Genomic DNA, 25,885 nt, shown 5'->3' with positions numbered 1-25,885 from the left:
TTTACTCTATACTTATTTATATGTATGTGTTATAATAAACACATATTTGAATAAACTGTTTATAGAGTAAAACCTTCTGTTGAGGATTTATTTTATGGGTTGTTTGGCGACAGAACCATAAAATAATAGAGAGCCAGAGGGTTTTCTTTTTTTGTATTTAAAATTAAATTAATATCCAGAATTAATAATATTTTCCTGAAACACGAAATATCTATTTCTTTTAATATCATAACATACTTTTGAGGAATTTGTAATATTTTCTAGAAAAAAGAAGATAGCTTTTTACTATCTTCTACCCAAATAAATATATACACCATCCGATAATTGAAAACAGAACGATTATACTAATAACTGTAAGTGACATAGATAGTAACAATATAGATATTTTAAAGATTATATATCCAACTATAAACAATAATGGAATGGCTACTACCCCTAGAAGTATCAACTTTATATTTGTTGCAATTATAAAAATCAGGGAAGCAAGGATTACAAGTGCAATAAATATAAATAAGGTAGTGCTGTTCAAATATTTTTTCGCTGTATTCACCATAATCTCTCCCCCTTTCTTATAATTGCTCCATTAAATTAATCCTTATACTGGTCTTTGAGTAGTTCCAGTGCTTCGCTAACCATTTCAACGATGTGTTTATTCTGTTCAAAAGCCAGTTTTCTGAAATCCTCGAAATCATCAGGATAAATACGAATCGATTTATATTGTGGTTGTTTTTTAGGTTCTTTTTTGTTTTTTTTATTAGTGGTAATTGGATTTTCCTTTTTTCCTTGTTTTTGTTTTTCTAAAAATTCATTGAAGTCTTTTTCAGCCATTTTCTATACCTACTTTCTTAATTAATTCATCTGTTACACCGTTATACATTTTAAATACGGTTTTATCGTGGTGATCTTTATTGGTTATACCATTAACCCTAAAGGTCTGTACCCTATCATGGTCATACACATAACTCTTAAACATTAAATTTTTAATATTTAGTGCGTCATTAGTCCGGCTTGTTTTGAAAATATACTTGTCATTTCTACTCCTTTTTTTACGGAAGTAAGGAAGTACACCAACTACATCAACATTTGGATTAAATTGTTGCATCTCATTCACGTAATCATTAAATTCTATTGCTCCTAACAATGAATCGATATCTGTTTGCATGACTATTAATGCATAATCAGACGCCGTTATTGCATTGTTGGAAAACTCTGAAATTGTTGGAGGAATATCAATTATAACAAAATCATAGTTATCTTTTATATCTTCGAGCAGAAATTTAAGGAAATAATGCTTATTTGATTTGTCGCTGTCACCAATTTTTTCTGTCAGAAAATCCTTGAAATTAACTAAATCCAACGCACTAGGGAGTAAATGAAAGCCTTCTGTAAGATTAAGAATAGCATCAGATAATTTTTGCTTCTCAATGGCTTCATAAATACTTGTAAAGTTACTCAAGTTGACATCAAAGGTGTTTGTTAAGAATTTAGTTGCATTGGCTTGTGGGTCAAAATCAATCATTAGCACCTTGTATCCTTTTTCATTCAATATATAAGAAAGCATAACCGAGTTAGTTGTTTTACCAACGCCACCTTTAAAATTACCGACTGTTATTACATTAGACATAAATGTATTCTCCCTTCAAATTTTAATTATATACTATATAATACAATAACTCAATAACACAACTAGAAAAAATTAAAATGTATCTATAGTACATTAACTCAATACTACATTATTTCAATTTTAATTCATCCAGTTTTTCAGAAACATAATTATAACAATCTGTTAATTGTTGAAAAGCCGATTCTTCTTCATCTTGATAAGATACTTCAAAAAAACCAAATTTATTTAAGAAGATTATAATGTTTTCTATAGAGATCGAATCGCCTTTATTTAATTCCGATAATTTAATATAAAATTCATCATCATTCTTGGAAAGATAATCGTATATATTGGTTTGTTTTTGATTCATAATAGAATCACTCCTTATAACCATTTTGCTTGCTACCATAATCCTTCTGGGCTAAACATCCGGAGGATTCCTCTTAGTTCATTCAGTAGAAAGGAATCTACTTCCAATCGTCATTAATCAGTGGTGTCATTATAATTTGTAAAGGTTCTTCCGTTTCATTCATCCATTGTTCATGGTCTGCTGAAGGTTCGCCGTTTCTATTGTAGCTAGATAAACAAAATGGACAAGTAGTTGTATGTCCTTTACAAGTAAGTTTTTCTCCACAGCATGAAATTGTTGCCATATTAATCAACTCCCATAAATGAATTTTTTCTGTATAACACAATACTTCAATAACACAATAATGGATAAAATAAATCCTTCCTTATTTGAAGGGAAGAATCCTTTTGTTAACTTCTTATTAGAAGTATATCATATATAACACAATAACACAACACCACAATAACACATTTTTAATGTATAAAATAAAAAGCCTTTACTGGCTTCATATTTTATATTCACTATAATGTTCATTTACAAATAAGGATAACGGCGTATTGTGAGATATATCGTTTTCTCTTTGAAATGCTTGGAACGAGATAATAAGTACATATAGATTTAAACCCTTCATGCCTGCATGGTATTCTACAAATAAATGTTTGAAATAATTTTGATATAAACGTTCAGGAGAAGGAATCCTTTTTTGAGTTTCTTCAATACCATCAACACAAAATTTTAATTCATTTATTAAACCTTCTTTATATATACCTGGGTTTTTGTCCCAGTATTTGCTCATGGGATGAATGATCCCCAACCGTCTTTTTAGCCATTCCAAATTAGGAACGTCTTCTTCCTGTTTATATAAATACAATACAAAATCAAACATCTCTGATAACGTTTCTTCATTGCTTTTTCTTAATTCGTTAGAAAGGATTTTCAGAAATTGCTCTGTTTGTTTTTGGAAGAGAGTGTTATTTATATCTTCTATCGCTTCTTTTGTCAGTTTGGCAATGTCGCTATCACTAAGTGATCTAAATAATACGTTTCTTACAAATAATACGTCGGGGCTGGGAAAGCTATTATTATTCGGGTTAATTAATTCCTCATATAGTTTTTTGTTGTGGGCTTTATCCTCTAGTAAATTAGAAATTTCTTTTTCTAAATACATAGTATAATCTCCTTTCATTAGGGTTAATCTATTAATAAGAAGAATATCATAAATATTTATATAACACAATAATACAATACCTCATTTTTACAATAACACAATTTTATTAAGATAACATATGAGCCTTCTTATGAAGGCTTATATAAGAAATTAGTTTACTTTCTTTAATTCATAATCAAATACCTCTTTTTCTGTAAGCTCTCTGTCGTAAGCGACCCAACCATATTTCCCTTTGGTTTCATCATGAGCAACAAATCCTTTTGGCTGACAACCAAGAGATAAACCTCTATGAATAAATTCGTACCAATACATTTAATCACTCCTAATATACAGTATTATCAATTGATTTCTAATTACATTATAACACAATAACACAATAACACAACGGTAAATGTATTATTTAATATCCGAATACGAATTTCTTTGATAAAGATTTATTGATAGTATGCTGTATTGTTTCTGATTCATTAACGCTCTGGTTACGTATAAATGGCTCTTTAATAATTAAACCATTTCGCATTTCTCGAAGTAATCCAATCCCCTCCATCGATTCATTAGAATAGAAAATAGAATCTATTTCTTCTTTTAGAAGGAAATACAATTCATGACAATAATCAAGATAAGTCATCCATTTATCATCCTTTTGGAAATCTTCTACCGATGCTTTCACTTCGACAATAATAATATGACCGTCTTGGTTATAACCAATCACATCAGCTCGTTTGCCATTAGGTAGTACGACTTCGCTTGAAACGATATAATCCTTTTGATATAACCATTTTAATGCTTTATCCTGTAAAGCTCCATGGATTTTTAAGTCCCTAGAAGATAACGTATTTATTGCTTCAACGGATTCCATAAAAGATTGTGGGTTCAATTTTCTGATGCGTTTCATTTCCTGTTTGATAGATACTCTCTCGGATTCTATTTGATTAATATTTTTTTGTATGGCATCGACAGAAGCACGTAAATCTTGCGCAATTCCTTCTGGTAAACGATAAACCGGACTGGTTGGAATAACAAAGTTTGCGTTTTGGTGGCGCTTAACTTCTTTTTCATAATCCCACTCTGTAGGGTAGGGTGTCTTTCGAGTAATACGCTTTTGATAATCATAAGCAAATGCATCTAAATCGTTGATATACCAAATGTAATCTTCCTTACTATACGTTAAAATTTCTTTCTTTTTTAATGCTCGTTGCCATCTTGAATCTAATCTGCGGGCAAGGACTAACTTCTTTTCGTATATACCTAAATGATGTAGTAAAAACTGTTGTGTATCTTTTGGGTATTTATTTAAAAAACGAATTTCTTTATTAATTTGCTCTTGCTTACTTTGAATATCTTGTTTAGATAATAGCAATTCATGCTCTCGATGTTCTAACTCTTTCAATTTAGTTTCTATCTCGGATTGAAATTCTGATATCCGATTTCTCTTTTCTTCTAAAGACTGCATTAAAACTGGTAAATCTTTGCGCTTAGTTTGGTGGTCAACTACACTCAAAATTTCTACTAAACCATCCCAATCTTTGTTTTTGAATAAAGGAGCTAAATACAAGGCTTTTAATCCAAGCATCTGTACTTTTGCTGTTATGTTTTCGGGCAGATAGGATTTAGAAAGCATAATGATATTATAATAACGACTTAAACGCTTAGCCTGATCTAAAGATACTGGAAAATGAGATGGTATCTCTTTTAAGTTGATACCTGTATCCATAGCTTCTAATATTTTTTTACTTGTCGTATCTTTACCTGTTATTTTCATAGCATCACCTTACTTTAAAAAGTGTACCGTACACTTTTTATTATAACAAAATATTTTTATTGATGTTTTTATTTATTTTAATAATCAATATAAAATATAACACAATAACACAATACTACACTTTTCTTTCAGGATGTGTTATAATTATTTATATAATTCAAATGAAGGGGTGTTTATCTTATGAATAACGAAATGAGCAATGAAGAAATTGAAAAAGAAATTGACCGTTTAGAAAAAGTAAAGGAAGAACAAGATAAGTTATTCAGAAAACTAGGTAAAAAACCGAATAAAGTTGAATATAACGAAAAAGGTCATGTTGTTGTTGATGTAAATGACAAAAAACAAATGAAATTGTGGCAAGGGTAGCTTATGGAAGAAATATCTCCATATGATGTAAAACGGAAAGACATTATAGGCGTAAAATTATCGTTTATCAATAAAGAAACAGGAGAGGAAACCACCCCTGTTAAAAGACCTTGTCTTGTTATTAAATCAACCGATGATGAACTGGTATGTAAAACAATAACTAGCCGGACTGATAATTATATAACTAAAAAATATGGTGTGAGAATCAATAAAAATGATGAAAACGGATTAAGTAAAGATTCAGCAGTGTTATGTACTAATGATAATGAAGTAATATTAAATAAAGCAAATCTGGAAAGCTGTGAACGTTACGGACAAATTACGAGCAAAGAGCATCTTGCTGTCATGAAACACGTCACACACTGTAACAGGATGGAATTTCAAACCAAGTATACAGTGAATAAGGGTATGCAAAGATAAATTAATTAGAGTGAAGGAGGATAGAGTAGGTGCGTTAAAGGCAAAAAAGAGACGCTCTCCCGCCAAGAAGAAACGTCGCAAATAACTCACAGGGACAGATAAAACCTTCCCTGTAGTTAACAGTATAACGCATCTACAAATATAATGCTCAAAAAATTTGGATATACAAATATCATGGCGCTGATCGTTGGGATGTTAGTTATAATGGCATTTATTGACTTCAATCATTTAGAGGTTATAGATTACATTATTCTTTCGCTTTACGGTATCACAGTGCTTATTCATTTATGGCGAATACTTTTTTATTTATATTATTCTTTTTAAAAGAAATAAAGTTTAAAAGTTTAAGATTGTGTCTATACTAGGTTTTAACAAGTCCTATAGTTTGTAGTTAATCCGAGTAATTTAACAATCTGGAGTGCTGTTGAGTTATCATAAAGTGCGTTAGGTTATTCTGATTATCCCTCTGGAATCGTCATTGTCAGCAATTGATAACTAGGTGACGTGGAAAGTTGAGTTGATTGACTTAGCAACATGACAACTATAGCAGGCGCTAATAGCCTAATACCAAAAATTTTCAAATTTCTCATTTGAAAATTCTGCCCGAATCCACTTCAGGTTTCGGGTACTGGTAATTCAAAAAAAGACAGATAACCATTATAAAATGGAGTTATCTGTCTTTTTTAATTTACATACTTAAATTATTTTGATTGCTTTTAACCTGCTGTGTTCTAACGTTTTTTTCCATCATTTGAATGGTTTCTTTGCTTTCAGGGTAAACCTTTATTGTATTTTCCTTGGAGGAATTATAGTCATTTTCTAATTTCATCCGGTTCACAACCTTTTCCTCTGATAATTCACCCTTGTTTTCTTCCTTTAAAGCATGTTGATAAGAAGTATACTGTCCTTTTAAATCTAACAAAGTATCTTTTTCAGTTTGATTGCTTTTTTCCAGTCTGTCTAATTCCTTCTCATTTAATAAAACTTGCATATCTAAATTGTTTTCAAGAGCATAATTCAAATTGAAACTATTATCTTCCTCAAATATATCTGAAAATTTTTCTCTCTGATTAATAGGATATTTTGCTTCTTGCTCTGTTTTCAAATTCTGTATCAATAACTCTGTGCTGTCCGGCTCATGTACAATTTTTCCTGTGGCAACATAATCCTGATAAATTAAAGGGTCAAATTTTTCTATATAATTGACATGGGAGTTGATATCATCATGAGAATACCCTGTATCAGAAATACCAAATCGAGATTCTAGCTCATCTTTAGGGATATTAATGTCTTCAATAGGAATAACATTTTTTACGCCTTTAATTTGCAATTCATCTTCAATTTGGGATTTATTGCGTTGGTGTGAACTTTCCCCACCAACAAGCAAATATTGCTGACCGACTTTTAAATCTTTATAAGGCTTTTCAACTTCCACAACTGCCAATAAATCTACCATAGACAGGCGACCATGATTTTCTGTACGATATTCATGGTGATTATCCACTTGCTTTTGGATATTTTTATTTTTAATTTCAAGTAGGTTTTCCTGATAACCCATTCTAATCATTCCTTTCTTTATAAAAAGAATTGGATGAATGTTACATACTTAAATTATTTTGATTACTTTTAACCTGCTGTGATCTAACGTTTTTCTCCATCATTTGAATGGTTTCTTTGCTTTCAGGATAAGTTTCGGTTACTTCAGTTTTGGATGAATTGTATTTGTTTTCAATTTCCATTCGATTGATGACTTTTTCTTCCGTTAATTCACCCTTGCTTTCTTCCTTTAAAGCATGTTGGAAAGAAGTATATTGTTCTTTTAATTCCAATAAGGCTTCTTGCTTATTGTCAGGAATATTAGTTTCTAAACCTTTTTTCAAGCCCTGCTGTTCTACTTTTTGCATTTCATTTTTATTTAACATAAATGAAGTCGGTTCATTGTTTTTTATGGAATGATTCATTTCTGTTAAATTCTTGCTATCTAACATCTGGGACAGAGGAATCTGTCTGCCTTTTGATTGGATATTCATATTATTAATTGCGTACTCATGATTTTTACCAGTTTTAAGATTTTCTACTAATAATGATTGTTGTGCTTTATTGTTTGGTTCGTACATGATTGTACCTAACGTATCGGTATTTTCTCTTATTTGTTCCTCTGATACTGTATAGGCATTATTTTTTTCTATCAATTCTTCTTTATCTATTTCATCTAGTTCAATAAAATAATCAAATTCGTTTTCTTCTAAGTCTTCTATGATTTCTTGAATACTATCATAATTTAAATATTCCACTTCTTCCAGATAGTCGCCACTAACAACTTTTTCAAGTCTTTTTTCGGATACATTTAAGAAAGTTTGTACATGCAATTCGTCACTATCACCAAGTGACGAATGAACGAGAGGAACAACATCATTTTGATTTAATTCTTTTATGCTCTCTTCATCTGAAATATCAAATTCTTCCACATGAAATTCATTAATAGCATTTTTAAGTTCCTCTAAGCCGGCTTCCTCGCTATGAACAAAATCATAAGATTCTTCATAACTCATTCCACCTGCCGTATAGGCTTCAATCATTCCATTGACTTTGTTTTCTTTTAAATAATCATCCCACTCATACCCTTTGTCTTGAACGGCTTCTTTTAACTGTGCTTCTTCTTGTCTTTTTGTTGATAAATATGCTTCTTCCTTTTCTATTTCTTTTGAAAAATTGTTTACTTTATCTTCTGCCATTCCTGCAAAACTTTCATCGCTTAAAGCTCCGGATTTTATTTCAAAATCATATGATTCTGCAAGGTCTTTATTAACATTTTCAATAGCTTCTTTATGGTCTTTAATTCTGTAATCTGTCTGTTCGATAGAAACTTGATTATCAAATACGTTTTTTAAAAGCTCTTTATCATCCATTTACGTCAACCCTTTCTCAATAATTTGAAATTATTTTTTAAATGAAAATTTCAATTTAAAATCATTGTCTAAATATAACTTGGCAGAAAAAGTTTTTCCTTTATTTTTGGTGCTTTTAAATCCCTTGATTTCAGGCGTTTCTTTCTTTTGACATAGTTTTTGAATAACAGATGTTGTAAGGACTTTGCCTGCATATTTATTAGGAAGGATAAATTGGCAACCACTTTTATACTCTGAACAAGCATAAAAAGTTTTCTTCTGTTTAGTATTTATTTTAACAATATCCCCTTTTTGACATGATGGACATTTAGCAATACGTTTACTTTCACGCTCCTTTTCTATAATTTTAGGGATATTGGTATTGGCGTTCAAACTTTGCGGTAAATCCTGTATTGTTTTGTTTATAAAGGCAGTTGTTGTTTTCAGAAACTGTTCTTGCGTACCAGACCCTTCCCCTATCTTTTTTAGATATCCTTCCCACTTGGCAGTCATGGAAGGACTAGCTAGCAACGTACCTTGAATAGCTTCGCAAAGAACAGTTCCTTTTTCTGTAACTGAAACAATATTTTTATTTATTTCAATATAATTTTCTTTTTTTATTTTTTCAACAATATCTGATCTTGTAGCATTTGTTCCAAGTCCTCCAGTTTCTTTTAGCATTTTATATTCTTCTTCATCTTCTACGTGCTTACCACAAGTAATCATCATATCAACCAGTTGACCTTCTGTATAAGGCTTAGGAGGTTTTGTTTCTCCTTCTTTGATATTCACATTGGAAGTAGCATTTTCATTTTGTTCTACTGATGGAAGGACTTTTTCTTTATTATCTTTTTTTGTCTCTTTCTTTACTGATTCAGGGAATAGAGCTTTCCACCCTTTTTCTTTTTCCACTTTACCAGTTGATTTGAATTTAATTCCCTGTACGTCTGTAATAATCGTTGTTTCTTCATAGATATAATTTTCTGCGAACATGCCGAGCGTAACATAGAGAACTTCAAAATAAATGTTCTTCTGTTCTGAAGTCATGTTTTCTATTTCTTTATCTGTAGGGATTTTTAACGTTGGAACGATGGCATAATGCTCCTGTACCTTTGACCCGTCAACATATTCTTTTCTCGGTTCTAAAGTTTTAATAGGAAACTCATTCCCTATTACTTTTTGATATTTATATACGTTATCTTTTATATAGTTGAATTCATTTTCTGTGATAAAATTGGTTTCAGTTCTTGGATAGGTCAGAATTTTCTTGTCATATAATTCCTGAACTGTATCAAGCACCTGTTTTAATGTATATTTCCATTTTTTGTTGGAAACCTTCTGTAATGTATCTAATGAATGCAGTTGTGGCGCTTTTTGATGTTTTTCTTTCTTATCTACAGATTCTATAACGCCATTATAATCAGTTTCTTCTTGTAATTCATGTTCTTTAAGCAAAGATTGAACGACCTCTTTAGAATCTTCTTTGATATTTGCCATTCCTTTATAGTTTCCATTCGCAACCTTAAAATTTCCTTCAAGTTGATAAAACGGCTTTGAGACAAAATTTTCAATTTCTTTTTGTCTCTGATATATCAAATAAACGGTAGGAGTTTGGACTCTGCCAACTCCTATTGTACCTTCATAGCCTTTTTCCTGAAGTAATAGAGTGACTAAAGGGGATAGATTCATACCTATTAACCAGTCGCTTTTTTCTCTTGCTTGTTCTTCAATAGCTTTCCGTTCTTTCTCTTTTCCGTCAATTAAATTGTCCATTCCTTTTCTTATTTCATTTGCGTGCAAAGAATTAATCCATAATCGTTTAATTGGTTTTCCGGTGATATTAGCATGGGAAACAATATTTTGAAATATAGCTTCGCCAGCTCTGTCTGCGTCAGTGCCGTTAATAATAAGACTGGCTTGTTTTAATAATTTGACTACCTCATTAAATTGAGCTTTTTTATCCTCCATCACCTGATAGTGAAAAGTATCAGGGATAATAGGAAGGTTTTCTAAAGACCACCTTTTATATTTTTCATCGTAATCTTGGGGCTTATATAGTTCCAGTAAATGACCGACAGCCCAAGTTATTATAGCGCCATCTTTAAATGTGTTGTTTGGTTTAATTTTAATTGAATACTTATTTTTTTGTTCAATTTCATAAGCATTTGCGTAATCTCTGGCTTGACTGGGTTTTTCAGCAACCACCACTACATTTCCCATTGATTAATCAGTCTCCTTTCTTCCTATTAGCATAATAAACATGTCTTTATATCCTTCGAGTGAGTTCCTCAATCAGCATTTTAGCTCCGTCTTTGCTAAGCGTTAAATTTCCATTTAATAATGATATGTTATCGTCCTTCACTTCACCAGTAATAGCACAAGCATTTGATTGGTACTTTTGTAATATAACTTTATCTTCTTCAAGGGAAATTTCAACAGGGTCTCCATCTTCAATTTTTAACTTCTGTCTAAATAACTTTGGCAAAACCACCCTTCCTAGTTGGTCTACCTTTCTAATAACTCCAGTGCTTTTCATTATAAAACTCCTTTCAGTTTAAACATAAAATCTATTCTACTATTATTTTACCATATATCACACAATAATACAATACCACATTACTACAATGATAGGAAAAAGAACCGGCTTTTATTTAGCTACCGGCTCGGTGTGATTACATTTTGGATAGTTAGAACATCCCATAAATTGATTTCCGGTTTTACTTTTTCTCTGCACCAGTTTTCCGGAACAAACAGGACATTTTCTTTCTTCTGGCTCAACTGTATTTTTTATATCCTTTGGTTTTATCGTTGCTTTAGATTGGTTAATTAAATCCGCCAATGCGTAACGGTCATATAGTTTTACATCACAGGCTTCAGCGAGTTTAATTGCTGATTTTGTAAACATACTATTAGTAACAACCCAACATTCATCCGTTTTATAATAAGGCTTTGATGCGTATACTTGTTGAACAGCATCAAGACTAACTCTATTTTTATATCTGTATCGTTTAGCTTGAATAGAAACTTTTTTTCCGTCTTTTTTCATGATAAGGTCTGCCCCAAAATCATGAGAACCACTCGTCACTGCCGATTTATAGTTTAACTCCTTTAATAAGGCTTTTAAATAAACTTCAAATTGGTGTCCATCCATTTTATCAATGTCCGGCATACCTGCTTGGGAAAGTTTTTTTAGCATTTGCCTTTCTCTTACCCAAAGGAATGTTTTTTTGATTAAAACAGGAACAATCATAATAGCAATAATAATTCCTACTAGGTATAGAAGGATTTCTTCCATATAATCAACTCACTTTCATTTTTTAAAGGGTATCAGAGTATTTATAAATACTCTGATACATCTATGATTCCTGTTAAGTCATTGAGCTTACTGTTTTGCGCATTTTCTAAGGCTTCTTCTTGTTCTTCTTTTCTGATCCCCTCCATTTGGTATAAATGTAAAGACACTTGATTTAGAATGCTTTCTTGTTCTTTTTCGCTTAATTGATTTACATAAATTTTTTGGTTTTTCATTGTATTTACCCCTTTCTGATTGTGTAAACCCATTATATCATAAATAACACAATAACACAATACTACAATGATGCAAAAAATAGTATTTATAGAAAAATTGAAAAGGGATTAATCCCTTGTATTGAAGGCATATTTTTGATGGCTTGATTAGTGGATAAAGATTCACTACTACCGGAAAAGGTAGTATAATAAAGGTATAAATTCAAAGGAGGAATGAACATGGAAAATCTTCAAACACTTACAGAAGATGAATGCGATTATTGCGAAAAAACAGTGTATATATGTGGTGGTGATGACATATTTCTCGAAGGTTGGGGGAAAAGCCTGGCATGTATCGAATGCAGTGAAAAGTACAATCTCGTAGATGAATGGTTAGAATGGTTAAATGAATTAGAAGAAAGGTAAAAAAACTATTGACTACTACCGGAAAAGGTAGTATAATAAAGGTATCACATTAAAGGGAGGTGAACAAGTGGAAGATGTAAGAAATATAGTCCTCATCGTCGCCGGAATCATAGCAAGTATCAAGGCGTCACTTGATATTTACGATAGGCTAAAAAACGACGATGAGGAAGAATAGAAAGAGGGGGCGTTGTTCCCCTCCTTCTATATATTATAACACAGTGACAGCATCTTTCATGATATTATGAAAAGGATAAACAGCAGTGATTTAACAGTGTTTATATTAATGGTTGTATTACTTGCAGATATTGATTTCGACAATATGAATATGATTCAATGGGTAGGCTTAATTGTCTCGGTTATTTGGTTACTATTGTTTATTGTAAAAATGATCGGTACGAAAGGTAAAAAAGATACCAGATAGGAGGATATTGTGGTGACTGATATTAAAGACAATATTAATAAATTGTTATTTGAATCTGGACTAACTAATTATCAAATTTCTAAAAGGACAGGGATAGCTCAAACTACCCTGTCTCGATTTACTCGAAAAGAAAGCGATATTGAAAATATGAGTTTAAAAAATGCATTAAAATTAAATGATTTATGGAAAACCATATCTGAAACAGAGAAAAAAGTATAACCACTAATATTGATGGTTATACTTTTTCTACCTTACTAACTTAGTGCATATTGATTAAATTGAGCTAACCTTACTTCTTCAAGATTTTCATGAATATCTTTTTCAGATAATGCAGTTACATAAAAGGTGATTCCATAAGCTAAACAAACAGCAAAAACATTTCTGCTAACGTAATTTAACATTTGGGTAGCTTTAGAACCATCAATATAAATATCCCATCCAGATCTGATTCCTTCTTTTTCAAATCTGGATGCTTCATTAATAACAAGTGTTTCAATAAACTTTGCTACATATTCTAGGTGGGAGTCAAATTTGTATTCCTTTAAGTTTGCTTGTACAACGCTTTTTTCTAAATGACCTCTTGTTTGATAAAGAGAAATTAAATCGTCTGTTAAATCATAGTGCTGATACCCTTTTTCTTTCAGTTCTTTTATTTCCTGTCCGTATTCATTCAAATCGTCTTCATGTACTATTAATTTGTTTCTTCCATCATTACTAGATAAGTGATTTATCAAGGTATGCGTTTTTCCTACCCCTGTATTTCCGACTAAAATTGAATGACCATCAAACTTTTGAATAATGAATTTCTCCCTTCTTAGTTTAATTATAAAGATTATAACATTATTAATACAATAACACAATAATACTTTACTACATTGTTTAAATTCCAAACAATCTATTTCACTAAATGATAGTTAACACAGCTTATATAAGTTTGAAGTAAAAAATCTCTAGTGTTTTTTAAAAAGTTGTCATCATAAAAACCACCATACCGGATATTTTCATCTAGTATTTCTGCAATTCCTTCTGCCATTTCTTTAGACACCCATAACAGGATTTCTAAATCAGTTTTTTCTCCATTGAACACACTGTTATTTATAATGGAAAGATTATTAATATATAAAATATCACTGTAACGATTATCAAAGGAGATTTCAAAACAGCGTAAAGTATTTGCTATTTTTGTACAGTGATTTCCTCCTACCATTCCGGCATTAATTCTATCTGCGTCAATATATTCTAGGTCTTCTAAAAACTTATTGAATGAATTTTTATCTATAATCCCTAGTTTTTCTTTTTCTTCTCCGTAGGTATTTTGAGAACCAATAATAAATTTATTCATTTCAAACCTCCCCTACTTATGTTTTTAATCATATTATAATATTAATAACACAATTACACAATGCTACAATGATGCATAATCCTTCTCTTTCTTTATTCGATAAACGGTATTCCGGCTAACCCTCACATCTCTGGAAATTTGTGAAACAGGGACTTTTTTTTCTAATAAATCGATTATCTGATAATATTTATAACGAAACTCCGGATTTTTACTATCTGGGCGATAAAATTTTTCAGCACCTTGGTATTTCCCTTTTTGTTTTGCGATTTCAATTCCTTGGCGTTGCCGTTCTAATAATTTCACTCTCTCTTGCTCTGCAATATATCCTAAAAGTTCTCTGGCAATAGTCAGTATAAATTTCCCCATATCATCTTTATATTGTGTTGTGTCGAGGATAGGCATATCCAAAACCTTAATATCACAACCTCTATTAATTAAATCGTTCCACTCCTGATTAATTTCTTCTCGGTTACGACCTAAACGATCTAACTCTGCAAATATGACGATATCTTTTTCACGTATAAAAGATTTCATTTCATGATACTGTTCTCGTTCTAAATCTTTTCCGGATTTTTTATCAATAAAAACTTTCTCACAACCGTATTCTTCTAAAGATTTCTTCTGTCTATCAACGTTTTGTCCCTTGCTACTAACTCGTATATAGCCAACATTCATTGTTTCTCGCTCTCCTTGTTAAAAGTTTGAACCTGCTAATTCTTTTATATATTGACAGTAATCATTCTGAACATCTTGAAAAGTATTGGTAATTGGTTGTAAGTCGCTTAGTTTGATTTCGGGAAAATCATTAGAGATATCGGAAATGATTACAGCATATTCTCTCGAAATAAGGTTGTAAATATCGGAATCAGGTAAGAGGTTATTCCCTTTTAAAGAGTTGAGATATATTTCTAATTGCTTTTTATATGTCTGAATCAATTCTTCATAATAGTATTTTTTCACTTCCTATCCTCCTAACTTAACTATTAAGTAATTTCGTATTAGAATCCCTAAAACATTAGGTATAATTTTTCTGTGTCCGCATTATTTATTACTTCATCAATAAATTTGACTATCTTTTCGTCATTGGTACTTACTAATTTTTTAGCATTTTTAAAGTCGCTCAAAGTAGTAGTAGCATCATAATCTAGACCTTCCCACATCTCTTCTGGAATGTCAGTAGTATTTTCTGTTTCATCGTATTTTAATATGTCTAAAAGTTTATGAGTTTGAGGATTTTTATAACCTGCTATAAATTCAGCTATTTCACAATCATCTTTAGAATCGTTCCACCTTTTTTTATTGCCAGTGTATACTATTAAGTTCATAACCAAAGCTATCACCGTCCTTTCGTTAAAAATTATCCCAGTATTCTTCCGGAGGTGCGTAAGGATGGCATTTCTTACATAGATTATCAATCATTCTTTCTTTTTTCTTACAAACTGCACATCTTGTTTTATCTAATTGGAGAACAGCATTTTTAAATTCTTCCCAAAAAACAAGGAGTTCATCACATTTAGGACAAATCGAGCAAATATTTATAGCCGTATGATTAAATCTGTCTTTTGACAAGTATTGTATTTGGAAAGTTGGTATATCGCATGTTTTACAATTTTCTTCTTTGTCAATAGTTAAAGGTATAATAATTTCATTTGGAAATAGTTCATAGCCTGCAATCAAAGTGTATTCTTTAATCAACATTATAAATTTCACCACTTTTCCAATATCTGATTGAAAATTTTATTCTGGTCAGTCATAATAACACCTCTCCAAATTCATCATTTTTTTTAAAGAATTTCTCTAATATAATTTCATCTGGAAGGAAGGAATATTCTGATCTGCGTTCAATATAAAATTCTGCAATATAAGTGCCTTGTGAAGAAATAACAAAAAAAGTGTTTTCTCTGTCATTCATTTGTTCCAATATAAAGTCTGAATCACCTAATTCTTCTTCAATTGGTTCTTCCAAGTTTATTTTATTTAATATTTCAATGGTTTCTTCCAGTATCGATATATTTCTTTCCCATCGCTCATTATACCCAACCATTAAAGTTACTTCTGAATTATAGTTAGTAATCAATTCTTGGATAGTTTCAAATTCAATTGGTTCATTGGTTTTATTAAGCTCATACTCTATTGTTTCCATAGCTTCAACAATTTCTTGATTTACTGATTGGTCAATCTTTTTTACTGCTAAAAAAGACAAAGCATACAATATCAAGGCAATGATTGCTAAAATAGTAAGCCAATTCAAAATCGGTAATTGCGTGATTTCTATTATTGTCATGTTGGTAAAAAAACTGCTTATTAGATTAGTTAGAAATATCAAAACAAGGTATGCTAATACAAAAATAACTATAATTTTATTGGTTTTTCTTAAAGAATCTCTTATTTTTATTTTCATGGAAAACGTATCATGCTTCATGTGAATCCCCCTTGATTAGCTAACTTATCCTCCATATAATTCTCATTTGTTATTTAATTCTGTGATAATCTCCTTTGTGATTCGGCGCACTTTATCACCAAAATTTAATTCTTGCCGATGTATATTCCTATTTATTTCTTCATCTAAATCATTTTCTAAATTACTTAATTTTAATGTTAGATTATATTCATAATTGAAAGAAGAAATATGCAATCGGTTGTTTTCTTTGTCAACAATGACATAAACTTCCTCAAAATCAGTAATAGGGAATTTGAATAATCTAGCTTCTATCATTAATAAACCTCCTTGTTATTATTAGCTTATTTATAAAATACAGTAAACTTAGCAATAGAATCAGTATAATCAACTGATTTATAGCTCTTAAATTTATATTTTATATTTAATGGTGTTCCCATCCCTAATTCCCACCAACAACCTGAATAATTAATCAATAGATAGAATATCTCTACGTACTCATTCCATATTTCTACCTGTTCATCTTGACTAAGCAGTGAATTAATTTCAGGGAATCGAACTCTTTTTTCTTTAGGCGATATTTCCACGTACCATTCACCTTGACCAATTTTTTCAAAATAAAATTTTCCACTTGATTCTGATTCACCAAAATAATTCAAATTAAATTCATTTTTTAGTTTTTTTAATAATTCATTTCCCGTCAATTTTACTACCTCCGACTTCTTCTTTAGTTACGTTAGTGTGAAATCCCTTTTTATTTACTGTTTTACTCCTTTATTAATTTCAAGTGATTTCTCTTTTTTGAATCATTATAGCTTTTACTAGGGTTAATAATATCTGTTATTACAAACTTCATAGGGATTTCTACTGTTAATCGCTCTGTCCACTTTGGTTGCCCCAATTCAATAATGTAAATAAGGACGTGTCCATAAGATTCTATATATCGCTCGATACTTCTTTTGGCTACTGGAAAAGGTTCTCCGTATTTCACGACAGAAATACTTCTGTGAACTTTACCATCAATAGAAACAGACATATGACAACCCTCCAGTTATGTTTTATACTTGAAATACCTTTTTCCGTTCTCAACTTTTGTTTCGACCCAATCACTATTCCACTCTTGTCGCAATGTACTACTGACAGAAGGTTTGGGGTTAGAATAATGCGTTTCACACCGGTTCAATATTTCATCAACTGTTGCCCATTTAGAGCGTTTATCATACTTTAAATAAAATTTGATATTGTCCATTGTAACAGAATAATCAGTAACTACTTTCCCGCTCGGTAATCCCCCTGATTGTTCTTTATGATAAGGTTTGATATATTTTCTTATACGGTTGAAATCTTTCTTCTTTTTTTGATATTGTACTGAGATTCTATTGAATTTTGCCGGAATCGAAACATTAGCTATCAGCTTTTTTTCTTCATATAGTTTTTCGTGATATTTATCTTCCTCGACCTCTAAAACGCCAATTCCGTTCTGTTTAAGCATTTTCTCTGCTGACCTTGGGAGGTAACTTTTTCTTCTTGGTATTGCGATGTAAATGTAATGACCTAAGTGTAATCTATCCAACGCCTGATCTAAAACTTTGAAATTTAAGGACGTTTTTAATTCTACGATGATGTCAACCGCACCTTGCAAACCCACTACATCACAATTAGCAACTTCTCCATAAACATTAGAACAACCCTGCTTTAATAGGAAATCTTTAACTGGCTCGAATAGGTCTACTTCTTTTAACCTTTCACTCATGTTTAAACCTCCTAGTTAATAATTTCATCCATTGCTTGCACTAAAGCTACCTTAATGCAAGCTAGCATGAAACTATTCGTTATCATTTTTTCTTAAAAACATTCTTTGAAAACTCCAACCAACCATAGCTATTGTAATAGCTATTATTATATAATTTTTACCATCGTTAACTACCGCTTTATAATCTGCACTGGTCGCATTAGGTTCAGAAATCACTAACTCAGCAAGGTTGGAAATTGGGATAGCCATTAATACAATAATTGATGCGACCAATACAATTCCTAAAAGCACCCATATTTTATTCATTTTAAAATCCTCCTTGATGTCTTATTCAATATATCTAATGAATTCGCTTATGATATACCCATCAACGAGCTTATGGTTATAGTCAGGAATGGGTTTGTTTACGTTTCCGAACCATTCAGGTAAGGGATATTCTACTGTATTGTCAATGCCGGTTCTGCTGTCATAAACAACTTCCCGCCCCTTGCCGTTGTCTTGCAATTCTTGAAAGTAAGTCGATTCATCATGGTAATATCTTCTGTTATTTTTAGTATGATATGAAGAACATTCATCACAAATATCTGTCCATTGTTCAGGGTTTTTTTTCAGTGTAGTGTTTACCACCTAAAGAAATTCCTCTGGTTACTTCTTTTCCGTTTTTATAAACAATTACCATTAGCATAATTAATAACCTCCTGATCAAATTTTACTTATAATATTTGTTAACTTCATATTATAAGTATATCATATATAACACAATAATACAATACTACAATAATACATTTTTCGTTATTTATATAAAATTTAATTTACAAATAAACCGAGAAGGAATTCAATCATTTCTATAATTTTTTCAGGCACTGATATAGCAATGAGTATAAATATAATAGTAGAAATACTGATTATATGTTTGTAAGGGTTAGTTTTCATCACAGGCTTATCGTGTTCTCCATTTGGTTTTATATCATCATTAGTATTAACTTCTGTTTTTAGCTTTCTTGCAATTCTACTTACTAGCACTGACAGAAATGGAACTAAAGGGAGACTAATGATGAATAAAAATAAAAATATTTGCAATGCATTCATATTATTTCAATCTTCCTCCTTTAATCGAATCGCTCGTGTTTTCCCAACACCCATTCCAACGTGTGTACCCGATATTGATTTTCTCTTATCATTTCTAAAGGAACGTTTTCATCATGCCAGTTAGAATAATTTCTCCTTAGTGTTTCCATGTCTTTATTTAATGAATTTATAAGTTCTTTAATTTCGCTTTCACTTCTCACCCTTGATAAGCACCCCTTTATAAAATGTAGTTTTTAACTGTATTTATTCAAGAAGGCTTCAAGATGTTTTATTGCTGTATTTTTCATGCGCTGTATTTGTCCATCTGTATATCCTTCTTCCTCTAATTGTTCATCCGTCAATCCACGACTATACTTTAAAGTATCTAGTTGGAATTTTACCTCATCTATAATTCTTTCTTCGTCATCCTGCATATCAAATAAATCAAGAGAAATTGCTTTATAGGTATCGTCTAGTTTAGTTGCTTCCTTTAATACAGACATTATCCTGCCCCCTCTTATAAAATTTACTTTTTATTCTTCCGAAAATGCTATCAAGTTGCTAAATCTTCTAGCATCCACAATGTACCGTTTGATTTTAAACATTCGTAAACAATATTATCTAAGCTATAATATTTATTGTGATCGAATGTATATCCTTTTTCAGTTTTTATCACATAATATAAAACTCGAAAATCCTCTTTAGTTTCTTGACATATGTTTATTCCTTGTTGCTCTTTTTTATTGTCAGTTTTTGTAAACCATATTCTGCCCTCGTAATGTTCCAATGTAGAATAATTATTGTATTTATTCATTTTAAAACCTCCATTTTTTCATTGAGATGTAATTTTATTCTTTCTTAAATTCATTACACTCGTCACAATTACACTCTTCAAGTGTATCTATGACAGATAGCAATTCCTTTTGAGTATCCTCATGTGCTGTGTGAGATTCCATAAAGCTAAAACGATAGCCATATTCACTATAAGCCCAGTAACCATCAGAATCTTTATCAACTTCAGTAAGCATGTGCTGATATTTTTTAGGAATCCTTATTTTTGTATTATTTTTCACTTTCTAAGACTTCATATAAAATTTATTTTTATAAATAAGTTACATCTTACTAATCACATTATAAAGAGTATTTGTTAATTCACTTCTTGTTTCTTGCTCTTGTTCTACCATTTGCAATATATCCTCTAGTTCACTTTTTAACTTGGGGTTGTCCTCTCCAAAATAACTAATTAGTAAACCAACTTTAGATTGTATATGGTTGAGTTTAGATTTTTCGTTCATTTTACATTCTCCTTTTAGATGAATTAATTTATGTCTTTATTAGTTTTAAAGAACTTGACTAGTTTTATATTAGGGGGAATCCCTTCTATTGAAAAGAGAGCTAGATAATTGCCATCTTTAGCTTCTAATTGATACCAATTTTCTTTATTGTCAACTTTATTTAACATAAAATCTGAATGACCTAATTTACCGGTGAGTACTTTTTCTATCCCAACCATTTTTTGTTTTTGATATATTTTACCAAGTTCTTCTTTTAAATCTCGATAATACATTCTTGACACCTCATCATAAGTGAGCCTTTCCAGTTCGTGAAGGAGTGATGTATTTTTTTGTAAGTCAGGTTGTTCCTTATTTAATTCCATTGAAACTATCTTGTGTAATCTCGAAAAGGCGCTCTCTTTAACACTGTTTACTACTTGTGAAACGAAGTAAGGATATTTTTTGTTTTTCTTTTGAAAGTCGATTATATTTGTTATGATTTTTTGAAAATCTGGCTGTTCTTTATCTAATTCAACATTAATTTCTCTTTTGAAATTTTTGCTGGCTTTTGAAAGATAAAACTTATAAGATAAATAACTAACCAAACATGATAGAATTATTAATCCCAAAATAATTGGAAAAATTATATTTTCCAGTGTATTCATTTTAAACACCTCCTTTATCTATGTATTTAACATCATTTAGATGATCGTGAGTAATATTCATAGCCCTTCCCTTATCATCGGTTTTAATAACCGAGTATACAGGAACTAAAAACCCACCGTTTTCTTTTGCAATTTTTTCAGCTCTTATTTTGGATTGCTCTGTTATATTCTTAGTATTCATAACAATTCTCCTTTTTGGTTGTAAATTAACTTTATTTTACCACATTCAGATTGAACATTGATTGAACAATATTAAATACTAATAGAATAACATTTTCGGGTGTTCTCACAGAGTATACTTTGATTGAACAATTCAATTAAAAAAATAAATAGTTTTTATTTTTTTTTAAGAATTAATAATGTCGTAAAGCTCTGGTAAGGAATATAATACCATACAAACTGCTGAAGCTATTAAAATGGAAATTACTACAGTATGCATTTTCCTTTCCCAGTCAGAACCTCTGGATATGAATAAAGCAACCAAAACGACAAAGGTTGTAATTAATAAAGCAAATAAGACCGCTATAAAATAAATCATGGTAACTCCTTATCTTGTGCGAAATTTGCTAAATAATATATTGTGTTTTCTTTATTTACATCTAAAGTCAATAATACTTCCTTTTTCACAAGAGAACCAATAACACCCTTTGCGGTCGATTGGGACATTTTTAAGTTTTCTGTAATATCATCCATATCCACATCTGAAAAACCATCACCATAATCTTTCATAACTTCTGAAATAAATTCAACAACTATTTTTTCTTTTTGAGTTAATTCCAATTCAGATCATCTCCTTAATTTGTTAATTCCATTATATCATAAATAACACAATAACACAATGCTACATCTGTGTTATTGTGTTTGATTTTATATATTAATTCCATCTTGGAGAAGGGTCTGGAGTAATGGGATAAACATCATTGATATTCCGCAGAAAAAGCATACAATCCCGAGAACAAATAAAATCGGTTCATTATCTTTCTTTAATATTTTTGAGCCGATAAGCATCATGAAAACGCCGAAAATTAAAAGAACGGCAGATACAATAATCATTTTTAATCATCTCTCCTGACCTCTTTGGTATCGATAATTAGTTTTTGACACACATTCATACACTATTCCCTTGTTCTTTAATTAGTCATTTAAGTAAAACCTATCTATATATTTTTTAGCAAATTTCAATTCTTCATCACTTAAAACTTTAGAAGGGTTAAATTTACTAATGTTTTTAAAATCTAAATCCTGTATATTAATTCGCTCTACCTTATATCCCATTTTTACTAAATCTTCTATAATAGTTCCTTTTGGGTCAATTTCAATGAAACTTTCAGTTTGATTCTCTTTCTTATTATCCATCAATTAAACCTCCCTTTTATAAATCATCAATTCTCCACACACCACTTAGTTCATATTTAAAAGTTCTGGATTTTCATATATATTTCCTATTGCGTTAAACTCTAATAAATCGTAGTCCATTAATGGAGAGCTTACATAATCAGAAATACCACGTTTTCCTTTCCCGACACATCGTAACGTTAGAAAGCAAGTTACTTCATCATCATCCCATTCCACAACACCATGATAATTATATTCACCTTGAAGTTGAAAAGGATATTGTTCGGCTGTCAGTATATCTCCTTCAATTAACTTATTTTTGTTCTTAATCTCTTTCTGGAAGACTTTTAAAGGTTTTAATTCTGTATGCTCTCCATTTTCTATTTTGTAAATGCGCAATTTCCCATGAGATAGACAAGCGATTAAATCTTCACGATTTTCTATTTCAGTACCGTCATAGATTTTATTGAATTCTTCATCCCATGCTTGAAATTCGTTGTTACCCATCATTATACCTCCCAAACTAATTATAATCATTACTTTTTATGACATGTTAGGCTATTTGAAATCATACCTGAATCTCTCTCTTTTTTTTTTCGGAAAGATCGGAATGATTTATAAATAAGGAATATAATTACACAAGCAATGACAGATATGAAAACAACCATATTTTATCATTCCCGCTCACTAGAAAGTGTATTTATTATTCGTTTTTTATTAATGTTTTATCGCAGTCACCACATATTACATTCACTTCTTTTTTTGTTGACCGCATTATAAGTCCACAGTCTTCACAAACCCATTTATAGGATGAAGGAGTAGATGTACCAGTACCTCTAGCTGATTCGGTTTCGATTTCCTCTGGAGAACTTCCATTCTCAATTTGCTGAAAGTAGTAAAAACCTTTCCTAGAAATAGAGAAAAAATCTTTATTGATATTCATTTCATCAATTTCTCTCTTCACTTTTTCGCCGATTCTGGCGAATGACCAACCATGTAATGAATCTGGTTTATCATCCTTATACTCAAAACCTATCTCCAACACTTTCTTTTTAAAATTTTTGTTATGATATGTTCCTTTTCTGCTTGTATCTTTGATTCCCTTCACCATATGAAAAAGATGAACCATTTCATGCAGTAATGTATCCATTGTTTCATGAAAGTTTAAGTCTAAAAATTCTGGTGTCAGATTAATTTCATACATTTTTATTTTTCCTTCTTTATCTCCCCAAACCTCGCTTGTCGTACACCACCCCATAGAATTTCTTTTATGTCCTGATGATTGAATAGTTATGGCAGTTATTGGTAATTCGTTTTCAAAATATTTTTCATTAAACAAATCGAATGCTTTATATAATTCGCTTGTAACTTTATCAATAGTAACTATTTCCGTCATAGTGTCCTCCTTTTTTTGAACCATATGGTTCAAAAAATATTAGTTTGGACTTGCAGAAAGAAATAGAAGTCCAAACTCTATTTTTAACTTATATTTCTATTAGAAATTATTGTACATTTTTATAATGAATTCTTTGAATTTCGTGTTAGACACTGTTTTCTGAATCCCGCTGTTTTTCTAATTTTTTTAACGTTTCATGAATAGCTTCATTTATTTCCTCATTTGTGTATCCTTCTGTATAAATTCTTACTATTGTTTCATCAGGATAAGTGGGACGGCTGTTTACTGAAGAAACGCCAAGACCTTTTCCAAACGAAATGCTTTTCTCGTCCAAATTTGCTGAATAATTAAGAAATGTATTATTAAAATGACTATATACATCTTCTGATATATATTTTTTATATGTTTCATCATTTTCCCAAAAACCTAAATCGTATAATTTAGCAACAAATTCTCCTAATGTTCCGGCAAATTCAATTTCATTTTTACGTTTATTTCCAAAAATCATAGTTCCCCTCCTATTTGATATTATTATCCTTCTTAAATATAATTTCATTATATCACAACAGATTTTATAACACAATAACACAATAACGCATTTTTGACATGATTGGCAATTAAAATAAACAACTCTTTTACTTTTTCCTTACTTTTGGTTATAATTAATAGTAAGGAAAAAGTAAGGAGTGATTAATTGTGAATGAATTAAATTCTACCATAACCAGTAAAGGTCAAATTACTTTACCAAAAACAGTTAGGGATGTGATGAATTTGAGTACAGGAGACCATATTACGTTCACCATTGAATCTGATAAACAAGCGATTATGGAAAAGGCGGAATTTAGTATTAAAAACCAATCGAAAATGAATCTTATTTCCTTATTAATGAATAATGGTTTACCAATTATAATTAAAGGTAGGTCACGTTCTGGTAAGAACCTTCTTTCGAAGAGTTTTTTGGTAAATCAATGTGCAGATAAAAAAGTTGCTGTAATAGAGCCTATTAGCGAACATAAGGAATTAGAAAACTATATTGATATTACATGTTTTGAAACAGAATATTTGGAACCCAAAACCGCATCTAAAGTCCAGTATGGTGATTATGAACTTGTTGTCATTAATGAAGCCGGAAACTACAACTTTGATTTGATAGCACCTATTCATCTAAGTGGAAAGAAACTAATATTAATATCACAAGTTTTTGACCCTAACGACTTATTAAAATTACGCAGTCATTATTCAATCACCCTAGATACAGGTGGAATGGTTATAGAGCATTATGAATTAAATTATGATACATTTAATGTTAAAACTATATATGTAGACTAAATTTTTATAGAAATTTAACTTTTTTGAATCGCTGTTATACCTGTATGGAATCGAACTTTTGCTTCTGATCTAACTTGAATTTTTCTTACCTGTGTTTTACGTTCTACTGTACTTGTTTTTTTTATTAGAAATAGGGTATAATAACAATAGTTAGAGCATATATTAAAAAAGCGTCCGGTGGTGGTTCACCAGACGCATTGTGCAATAGCCCTTCAAGGGGGCAGCTACACAAACTTTAATTCCATAAGAAATGACCACTGTTTGCTTTGCTAGGCTTAGGTGGTTATTTTTTTTGCTCGAATGACAGTATTGCTATAATCAGAGTTCCAAACGCTATAGCAAGCATTAAAGCTTCGAAGACCGTCATAAGGCAACACCCCCTTTCGTGATGTGATTGAAAGGTATGGTTAAAGGG

46 protein-coding genes are annotated in these 25,885 nt (G+C 30.7%); 6 read left to right on the top strand and 40 right to left on the bottom strand.

Annotated elements, in window-relative coordinates:
- Window positions 1-588: 588 nt before the first annotated feature.
- The 7 genes from B7E05_RS00405 to B7E05_RS00380 form a co-directional block, all read right to left on the bottom strand.
- On the bottom strand, window positions 589-828 hold the full coding sequence (locus B7E05_RS00405) for a hypothetical protein (RefSeq protein WP_080871780.1): 240 nt from the start codon (window positions 826-828) through the stop codon (window positions 589-591).
- Window positions 821-1,624 carry a ParA family protein gene (locus tag B7E05_RS00400; RefSeq protein WP_080871779.1) on the bottom strand — a complete coding sequence of 268 codons (804 nt, stop codon included), beginning with the start codon at window positions 1,622-1,624 and terminating at the stop codon, window positions 821-823. Before B7E05_RS00400 ends, B7E05_RS00405 begins: the two co-directional genes overlap by 8 nt.
- A 109-nt stretch (window positions 1,625-1,733) precedes the next feature.
- Window positions 1,734-1,973, bottom strand: coding sequence for a hypothetical protein (locus tag B7E05_RS00395; RefSeq protein WP_080871778.1), 240 nt, complete (start codon window positions 1,971-1,973; stop codon window positions 1,734-1,736).
- A gap of 97 nt (window positions 1,974-2,070) precedes the next feature.
- Window positions 2,071-2,256, bottom strand: coding sequence for a hypothetical protein (locus B7E05_RS00390; RefSeq protein ID WP_080871777.1), 186 nt, complete (start codon window positions 2,254-2,256; stop codon window positions 2,071-2,073).
- A 201-nt stretch (window positions 2,257-2,457) separates the two neighbouring features.
- Window positions 2,458-3,120, bottom strand: coding sequence for a hypothetical protein (locus B7E05_RS00385; RefSeq protein ID WP_080871776.1), 663 nt, complete (start codon window positions 3,118-3,120; stop codon window positions 2,458-2,460).
- A 150-nt stretch (window positions 3,121-3,270) separates the two neighbouring features.
- Window positions 3,271-3,432: a defense against restriction DarA-related protein gene (locus tag B7E05_RS22010; protein ID WP_179134420.1), complete on the bottom strand. Its 162-nt coding sequence runs from the start codon at window positions 3,430-3,432 to the stop codon at window positions 3,271-3,273.
- A gap of 88 nt (window positions 3,433-3,520) precedes the next feature.
- Complete coding sequence (locus B7E05_RS00380) at window positions 3,521-4,882, bottom strand: MmcB family DNA repair protein (RefSeq protein ID WP_080871775.1); 1,362 nt, start codon at window positions 4,880-4,882, stop codon at window positions 3,521-3,523.
- A 180-nt stretch (window positions 4,883-5,062) separates the two neighbouring features.
- On the opposite strand from B7E05_RS00380, the gene B7E05_RS00375 reads away from it, so the two are divergent.
- The gene (locus B7E05_RS00375) at window positions 5,063-5,248 is read left to right on the top strand and encodes a hypothetical protein (protein WP_080871774.1); all 186 of its coding nucleotides are present in this window, start codon (window positions 5,063-5,065) and stop codon (window positions 5,246-5,248) included.
- A 3-nt stretch (window positions 5,249-5,251) separates the two neighbouring features.
- Window positions 5,252-5,668 (top strand): type II toxin-antitoxin system PemK/MazF family toxin, encoded by a 417-nt coding sequence (locus tag B7E05_RS00370; protein WP_080871773.1) that lies wholly within the window; start codon window positions 5,252-5,254, stop codon window positions 5,666-5,668.
- 688 nt (window positions 5,669-6,356) lie between these two features.
- Here the strand turns inward: B7E05_RS00370 and B7E05_RS00365 are convergent.
- The 6 genes from B7E05_RS00365 to B7E05_RS00340 form a co-directional block, all read right to left on the bottom strand.
- Window positions 6,357-7,226: a hypothetical protein gene (locus tag B7E05_RS00365; RefSeq protein ID WP_080871772.1), complete on the bottom strand. Its 870-nt coding sequence runs from the start codon at window positions 7,224-7,226 to the stop codon at window positions 6,357-6,359.
- 40 nt (window positions 7,227-7,266) lie between these two features.
- A complete protein-coding gene (locus B7E05_RS00360) occupies window positions 7,267-8,577 on the bottom strand; it encodes a hypothetical protein (protein ID WP_080871771.1) in 1,311 nt (436 codons plus the stop codon).
- 30 nt (window positions 8,578-8,607) lie between these two features.
- A complete protein-coding gene (locus tag B7E05_RS00355; protein ID WP_080871770.1) occupies window positions 8,608-10,776 on the bottom strand; it encodes a type IA DNA topoisomerase in 2,169 nt (722 codons plus the stop codon).
- A 46-nt stretch (window positions 10,777-10,822) separates the two neighbouring features.
- Entirely contained in the window at window positions 10,823-11,092 is a 270-nt protein-coding gene (locus tag B7E05_RS00350; protein ID WP_080871769.1) for an AbrB/MazE/SpoVT family DNA-binding domain-containing protein, read from the bottom strand.
- Window positions 11,093-11,203: 111 nt separating this feature from the next.
- The gene (locus B7E05_RS00345; RefSeq protein ID WP_080871768.1) at window positions 11,204-11,851 is read right to left on the bottom strand and encodes a restriction endonuclease; all 648 of its coding nucleotides are present in this window, start codon (window positions 11,849-11,851) and stop codon (window positions 11,204-11,206) included.
- A gap of 41 nt (window positions 11,852-11,892) precedes the next feature.
- A complete protein-coding gene (locus B7E05_RS00340; protein ID WP_080871767.1) occupies window positions 11,893-12,084 on the bottom strand; it encodes a hypothetical protein in 192 nt (63 codons plus the stop codon).
- A gap of 219 nt (window positions 12,085-12,303) precedes the next feature.
- Here B7E05_RS00340 and B7E05_RS00335 point away from each other — a divergent pair, with 219 nt between their 5' ends.
- The 3 genes from B7E05_RS00335 (at window position 12,304) to B7E05_RS00330 (ending at window position 13,129) form a co-directional block, all read left to right on the top strand.
- Entirely contained in the window at window positions 12,304-12,489 is a 186-nt protein-coding gene (locus tag B7E05_RS00335; protein WP_080871766.1) for a hypothetical protein, read from the top strand.
- 271 nt (window positions 12,490-12,760) lie between these two features.
- Window positions 12,761-12,910: a hydrophobic protein gene (locus B7E05_RS21835; protein WP_179134419.1), complete on the top strand. Its 150-nt coding sequence runs from the start codon at window positions 12,761-12,763 to the stop codon at window positions 12,908-12,910.
- Between the two features lie 12 nt (window positions 12,911-12,922).
- A complete protein-coding gene (locus B7E05_RS00330) occupies window positions 12,923-13,129 on the top strand; it encodes a hypothetical protein (protein WP_143833144.1) in 207 nt (68 codons plus the stop codon).
- A 35-nt stretch (window positions 13,130-13,164) separates the two neighbouring features.
- Here B7E05_RS00330 and B7E05_RS00325 read toward each other — a convergent pair whose 3' ends face one another.
- The 26 genes from B7E05_RS00325 to B7E05_RS00195 all read right to left on the bottom strand — a co-directional run bounded on the left by B7E05_RS00325 (window position 13,165) and on the right by B7E05_RS00195 (window position 24,649).
- Window positions 13,165-13,800 carry a hypothetical protein gene (locus B7E05_RS00325; RefSeq protein WP_143833143.1) on the bottom strand — a complete coding sequence of 212 codons (636 nt, stop codon included), beginning with the start codon at window positions 13,798-13,800 and terminating at the stop codon, window positions 13,165-13,167.
- Window positions 13,801-13,805: 5 nt separating this feature from the next.
- On the bottom strand, window positions 13,806-14,252 hold the full coding sequence (locus B7E05_RS00320; RefSeq protein ID WP_080871763.1) for a hypothetical protein: 447 nt from the start codon (window positions 14,250-14,252) through the stop codon (window positions 13,806-13,808).
- A gap of 63 nt (window positions 14,253-14,315) precedes the next feature.
- Window positions 14,316-14,927, bottom strand: coding sequence for a recombinase family protein (locus B7E05_RS00315; RefSeq protein ID WP_080871762.1), 612 nt, complete (start codon window positions 14,925-14,927; stop codon window positions 14,316-14,318).
- Window positions 14,928-14,945: 18 nt separating this feature from the next.
- On the bottom strand, window positions 14,946-15,212 hold the full coding sequence (locus tag B7E05_RS00310; RefSeq protein ID WP_080871761.1) for a hypothetical protein: 267 nt from the start codon (window positions 15,210-15,212) through the stop codon (window positions 14,946-14,948).
- Between the two features lie 47 nt (window positions 15,213-15,259).
- Window positions 15,260-15,583, bottom strand: a complete 324-nt coding sequence (locus tag B7E05_RS00305) for a hypothetical protein (protein WP_080871760.1) — start codon at window positions 15,581-15,583, stop codon at window positions 15,260-15,262.
- Window positions 15,584-15,602: 19 nt separating this feature from the next.
- Window positions 15,603-15,950 carry a hypothetical protein gene (locus tag B7E05_RS00300; RefSeq protein ID WP_080871759.1) on the bottom strand — a complete coding sequence of 116 codons (348 nt, stop codon included), beginning with the start codon at window positions 15,948-15,950 and terminating at the stop codon, window positions 15,603-15,605.
- 52 nt (window positions 15,951-16,002) lie between these two features.
- Window positions 16,003-16,674 carry a hypothetical protein gene (locus B7E05_RS00295; RefSeq protein ID WP_080871758.1) on the bottom strand — a complete coding sequence of 224 codons (672 nt, stop codon included), beginning with the start codon at window positions 16,672-16,674 and terminating at the stop codon, window positions 16,003-16,005.
- 42 nt (window positions 16,675-16,716) lie between these two features.
- Window positions 16,717-16,968, bottom strand: coding sequence for a hypothetical protein (locus tag B7E05_RS00290; protein WP_080871757.1), 252 nt, complete (start codon window positions 16,966-16,968; stop codon window positions 16,717-16,719).
- A gap of 26 nt (window positions 16,969-16,994) precedes the next feature.
- Window positions 16,995-17,354 carry a hypothetical protein gene (locus tag B7E05_RS00285; protein WP_080871756.1) on the bottom strand — a complete coding sequence of 120 codons (360 nt, stop codon included), beginning with the start codon at window positions 17,352-17,354 and terminating at the stop codon, window positions 16,995-16,997.
- Window positions 17,355-17,416: 62 nt separating this feature from the next.
- The gene (locus tag B7E05_RS00280; protein WP_080871755.1) at window positions 17,417-17,686 is read right to left on the bottom strand and encodes a hypothetical protein; all 270 of its coding nucleotides are present in this window, start codon (window positions 17,684-17,686) and stop codon (window positions 17,417-17,419) included.
- A 15-nt stretch (window positions 17,687-17,701) separates the two neighbouring features.
- Window positions 17,702-18,403: a hypothetical protein gene (locus B7E05_RS00275; protein WP_080871754.1), complete on the bottom strand. Its 702-nt coding sequence runs from the start codon at window positions 18,401-18,403 to the stop codon at window positions 17,702-17,704.
- 72 nt (window positions 18,404-18,475) lie between these two features.
- On the bottom strand, window positions 18,476-18,709 hold the full coding sequence (locus B7E05_RS00270) for a hypothetical protein (RefSeq protein WP_080871753.1): 234 nt from the start codon (window positions 18,707-18,709) through the stop codon (window positions 18,476-18,478).
- Between the two features lie 21 nt (window positions 18,710-18,730).
- Window positions 18,731-19,030: a hypothetical protein gene (locus B7E05_RS21830; protein ID WP_143833141.1), complete on the bottom strand. Its 300-nt coding sequence runs from the start codon at window positions 19,028-19,030 to the stop codon at window positions 18,731-18,733.
- A gap of 180 nt (window positions 19,031-19,210) precedes the next feature.
- The gene (locus tag B7E05_RS00265) at window positions 19,211-19,492 is read right to left on the bottom strand and encodes a hypothetical protein (RefSeq protein WP_080871752.1); all 282 of its coding nucleotides are present in this window, start codon (window positions 19,490-19,492) and stop codon (window positions 19,211-19,213) included.
- A gap of 233 nt (window positions 19,493-19,725) precedes the next feature.
- Window positions 19,726-19,974: a hypothetical protein gene (locus B7E05_RS00255; protein WP_080871750.1), complete on the bottom strand. Its 249-nt coding sequence runs from the start codon at window positions 19,972-19,974 to the stop codon at window positions 19,726-19,728.
- Between the two features lie 50 nt (window positions 19,975-20,024).
- Window positions 20,025-20,285, bottom strand: a complete 261-nt coding sequence (locus tag B7E05_RS00250) for a hypothetical protein (RefSeq protein WP_080871749.1) — start codon at window positions 20,283-20,285, stop codon at window positions 20,025-20,027.
- Between the two features lie 34 nt (window positions 20,286-20,319).
- Window positions 20,320-20,544, bottom strand: a complete 225-nt coding sequence (locus B7E05_RS00245; protein ID WP_080871748.1) for a hypothetical protein — start codon at window positions 20,542-20,544, stop codon at window positions 20,320-20,322.
- Between the two features lie 39 nt (window positions 20,545-20,583).
- Complete coding sequence (locus B7E05_RS00240) at window positions 20,584-20,766, bottom strand: hypothetical protein (RefSeq protein WP_080871747.1); 183 nt, start codon at window positions 20,764-20,766, stop codon at window positions 20,584-20,586.
- A 23-nt stretch (window positions 20,767-20,789) separates the two neighbouring features.
- The gene (locus B7E05_RS00235) at window positions 20,790-21,410 is read right to left on the bottom strand and encodes a hypothetical protein (protein WP_080871746.1); all 621 of its coding nucleotides are present in this window, start codon (window positions 21,408-21,410) and stop codon (window positions 20,790-20,792) included.
- Between the two features lies 1 nt (window position 21,411).
- Window positions 21,412-21,591 carry a hypothetical protein gene (locus B7E05_RS00230; RefSeq protein WP_080871745.1) on the bottom strand — a complete coding sequence of 60 codons (180 nt, stop codon included), beginning with the start codon at window positions 21,589-21,591 and terminating at the stop codon, window positions 21,412-21,414.
- A gap of 353 nt (window positions 21,592-21,944) precedes the next feature.
- A complete protein-coding gene (locus B7E05_RS00220) occupies window positions 21,945-22,190 on the bottom strand; it encodes a hypothetical protein (protein ID WP_080871743.1) in 246 nt (81 codons plus the stop codon).
- Window positions 22,191-22,277: 87 nt separating this feature from the next.
- The gene (locus B7E05_RS00215; RefSeq protein WP_080871742.1) at window positions 22,278-22,463 is read right to left on the bottom strand and encodes a hypothetical protein; all 186 of its coding nucleotides are present in this window, start codon (window positions 22,461-22,463) and stop codon (window positions 22,278-22,280) included.
- A gap of 81 nt (window positions 22,464-22,544) precedes the next feature.
- A complete protein-coding gene (locus B7E05_RS00210) occupies window positions 22,545-22,766 on the bottom strand; it encodes a hypothetical protein (RefSeq protein ID WP_080871741.1) in 222 nt (73 codons plus the stop codon).
- Window positions 22,767-22,811: 45 nt separating this feature from the next.
- Complete coding sequence (locus B7E05_RS00205; RefSeq protein ID WP_179134418.1) at window positions 22,812-23,252, bottom strand: YopX family protein; 441 nt, start codon at window positions 23,250-23,252, stop codon at window positions 22,812-22,814.
- A 196-nt stretch (window positions 23,253-23,448) separates the two neighbouring features.
- Window positions 23,449-24,141 (bottom strand): SprT-like domain-containing protein, encoded by a 693-nt coding sequence (locus B7E05_RS00200; protein ID WP_245832896.1) that lies wholly within the window; start codon window positions 24,139-24,141, stop codon window positions 23,449-23,451.
- A gap of 145 nt (window positions 24,142-24,286) precedes the next feature.
- Window positions 24,287-24,649, bottom strand: coding sequence for a hypothetical protein (locus B7E05_RS00195; RefSeq protein WP_080871739.1), 363 nt, complete (start codon window positions 24,647-24,649; stop codon window positions 24,287-24,289).
- Window positions 24,650-24,837: 188 nt separating this feature from the next.
- Between B7E05_RS00195 and B7E05_RS00190 the strand changes: the two genes are divergently transcribed.
- Window positions 24,838-25,470: an AbrB/MazE/SpoVT family DNA-binding domain-containing protein gene (locus B7E05_RS00190; RefSeq protein ID WP_179134417.1), complete on the top strand. Its 633-nt coding sequence runs from the start codon at window positions 24,838-24,840 to the stop codon at window positions 25,468-25,470.
- Between the two features lie 283 nt (window positions 25,471-25,753).
- Here B7E05_RS00190 and B7E05_RS22625 read toward each other — a convergent pair whose 3' ends face one another.
- Window positions 25,754-25,837, bottom strand: a complete 84-nt coding sequence (locus tag B7E05_RS22625) for a putative holin-like toxin (protein WP_425435075.1) — start codon at window positions 25,835-25,837, stop codon at window positions 25,754-25,756.
- Between the last annotated feature and the right edge of the window lie 48 nt (window positions 25,838-25,885).

Source organism: Oceanobacillus timonensis (assembly GCF_900166635.1).
Classification (GTDB): Bacteria; Bacillota; Bacilli; order Bacillales; family Amphibacillaceae; genus Oceanobacillus; species Oceanobacillus timonensis.
This window is presented reverse-complemented; position numbering and strand designations above follow the sequence as displayed.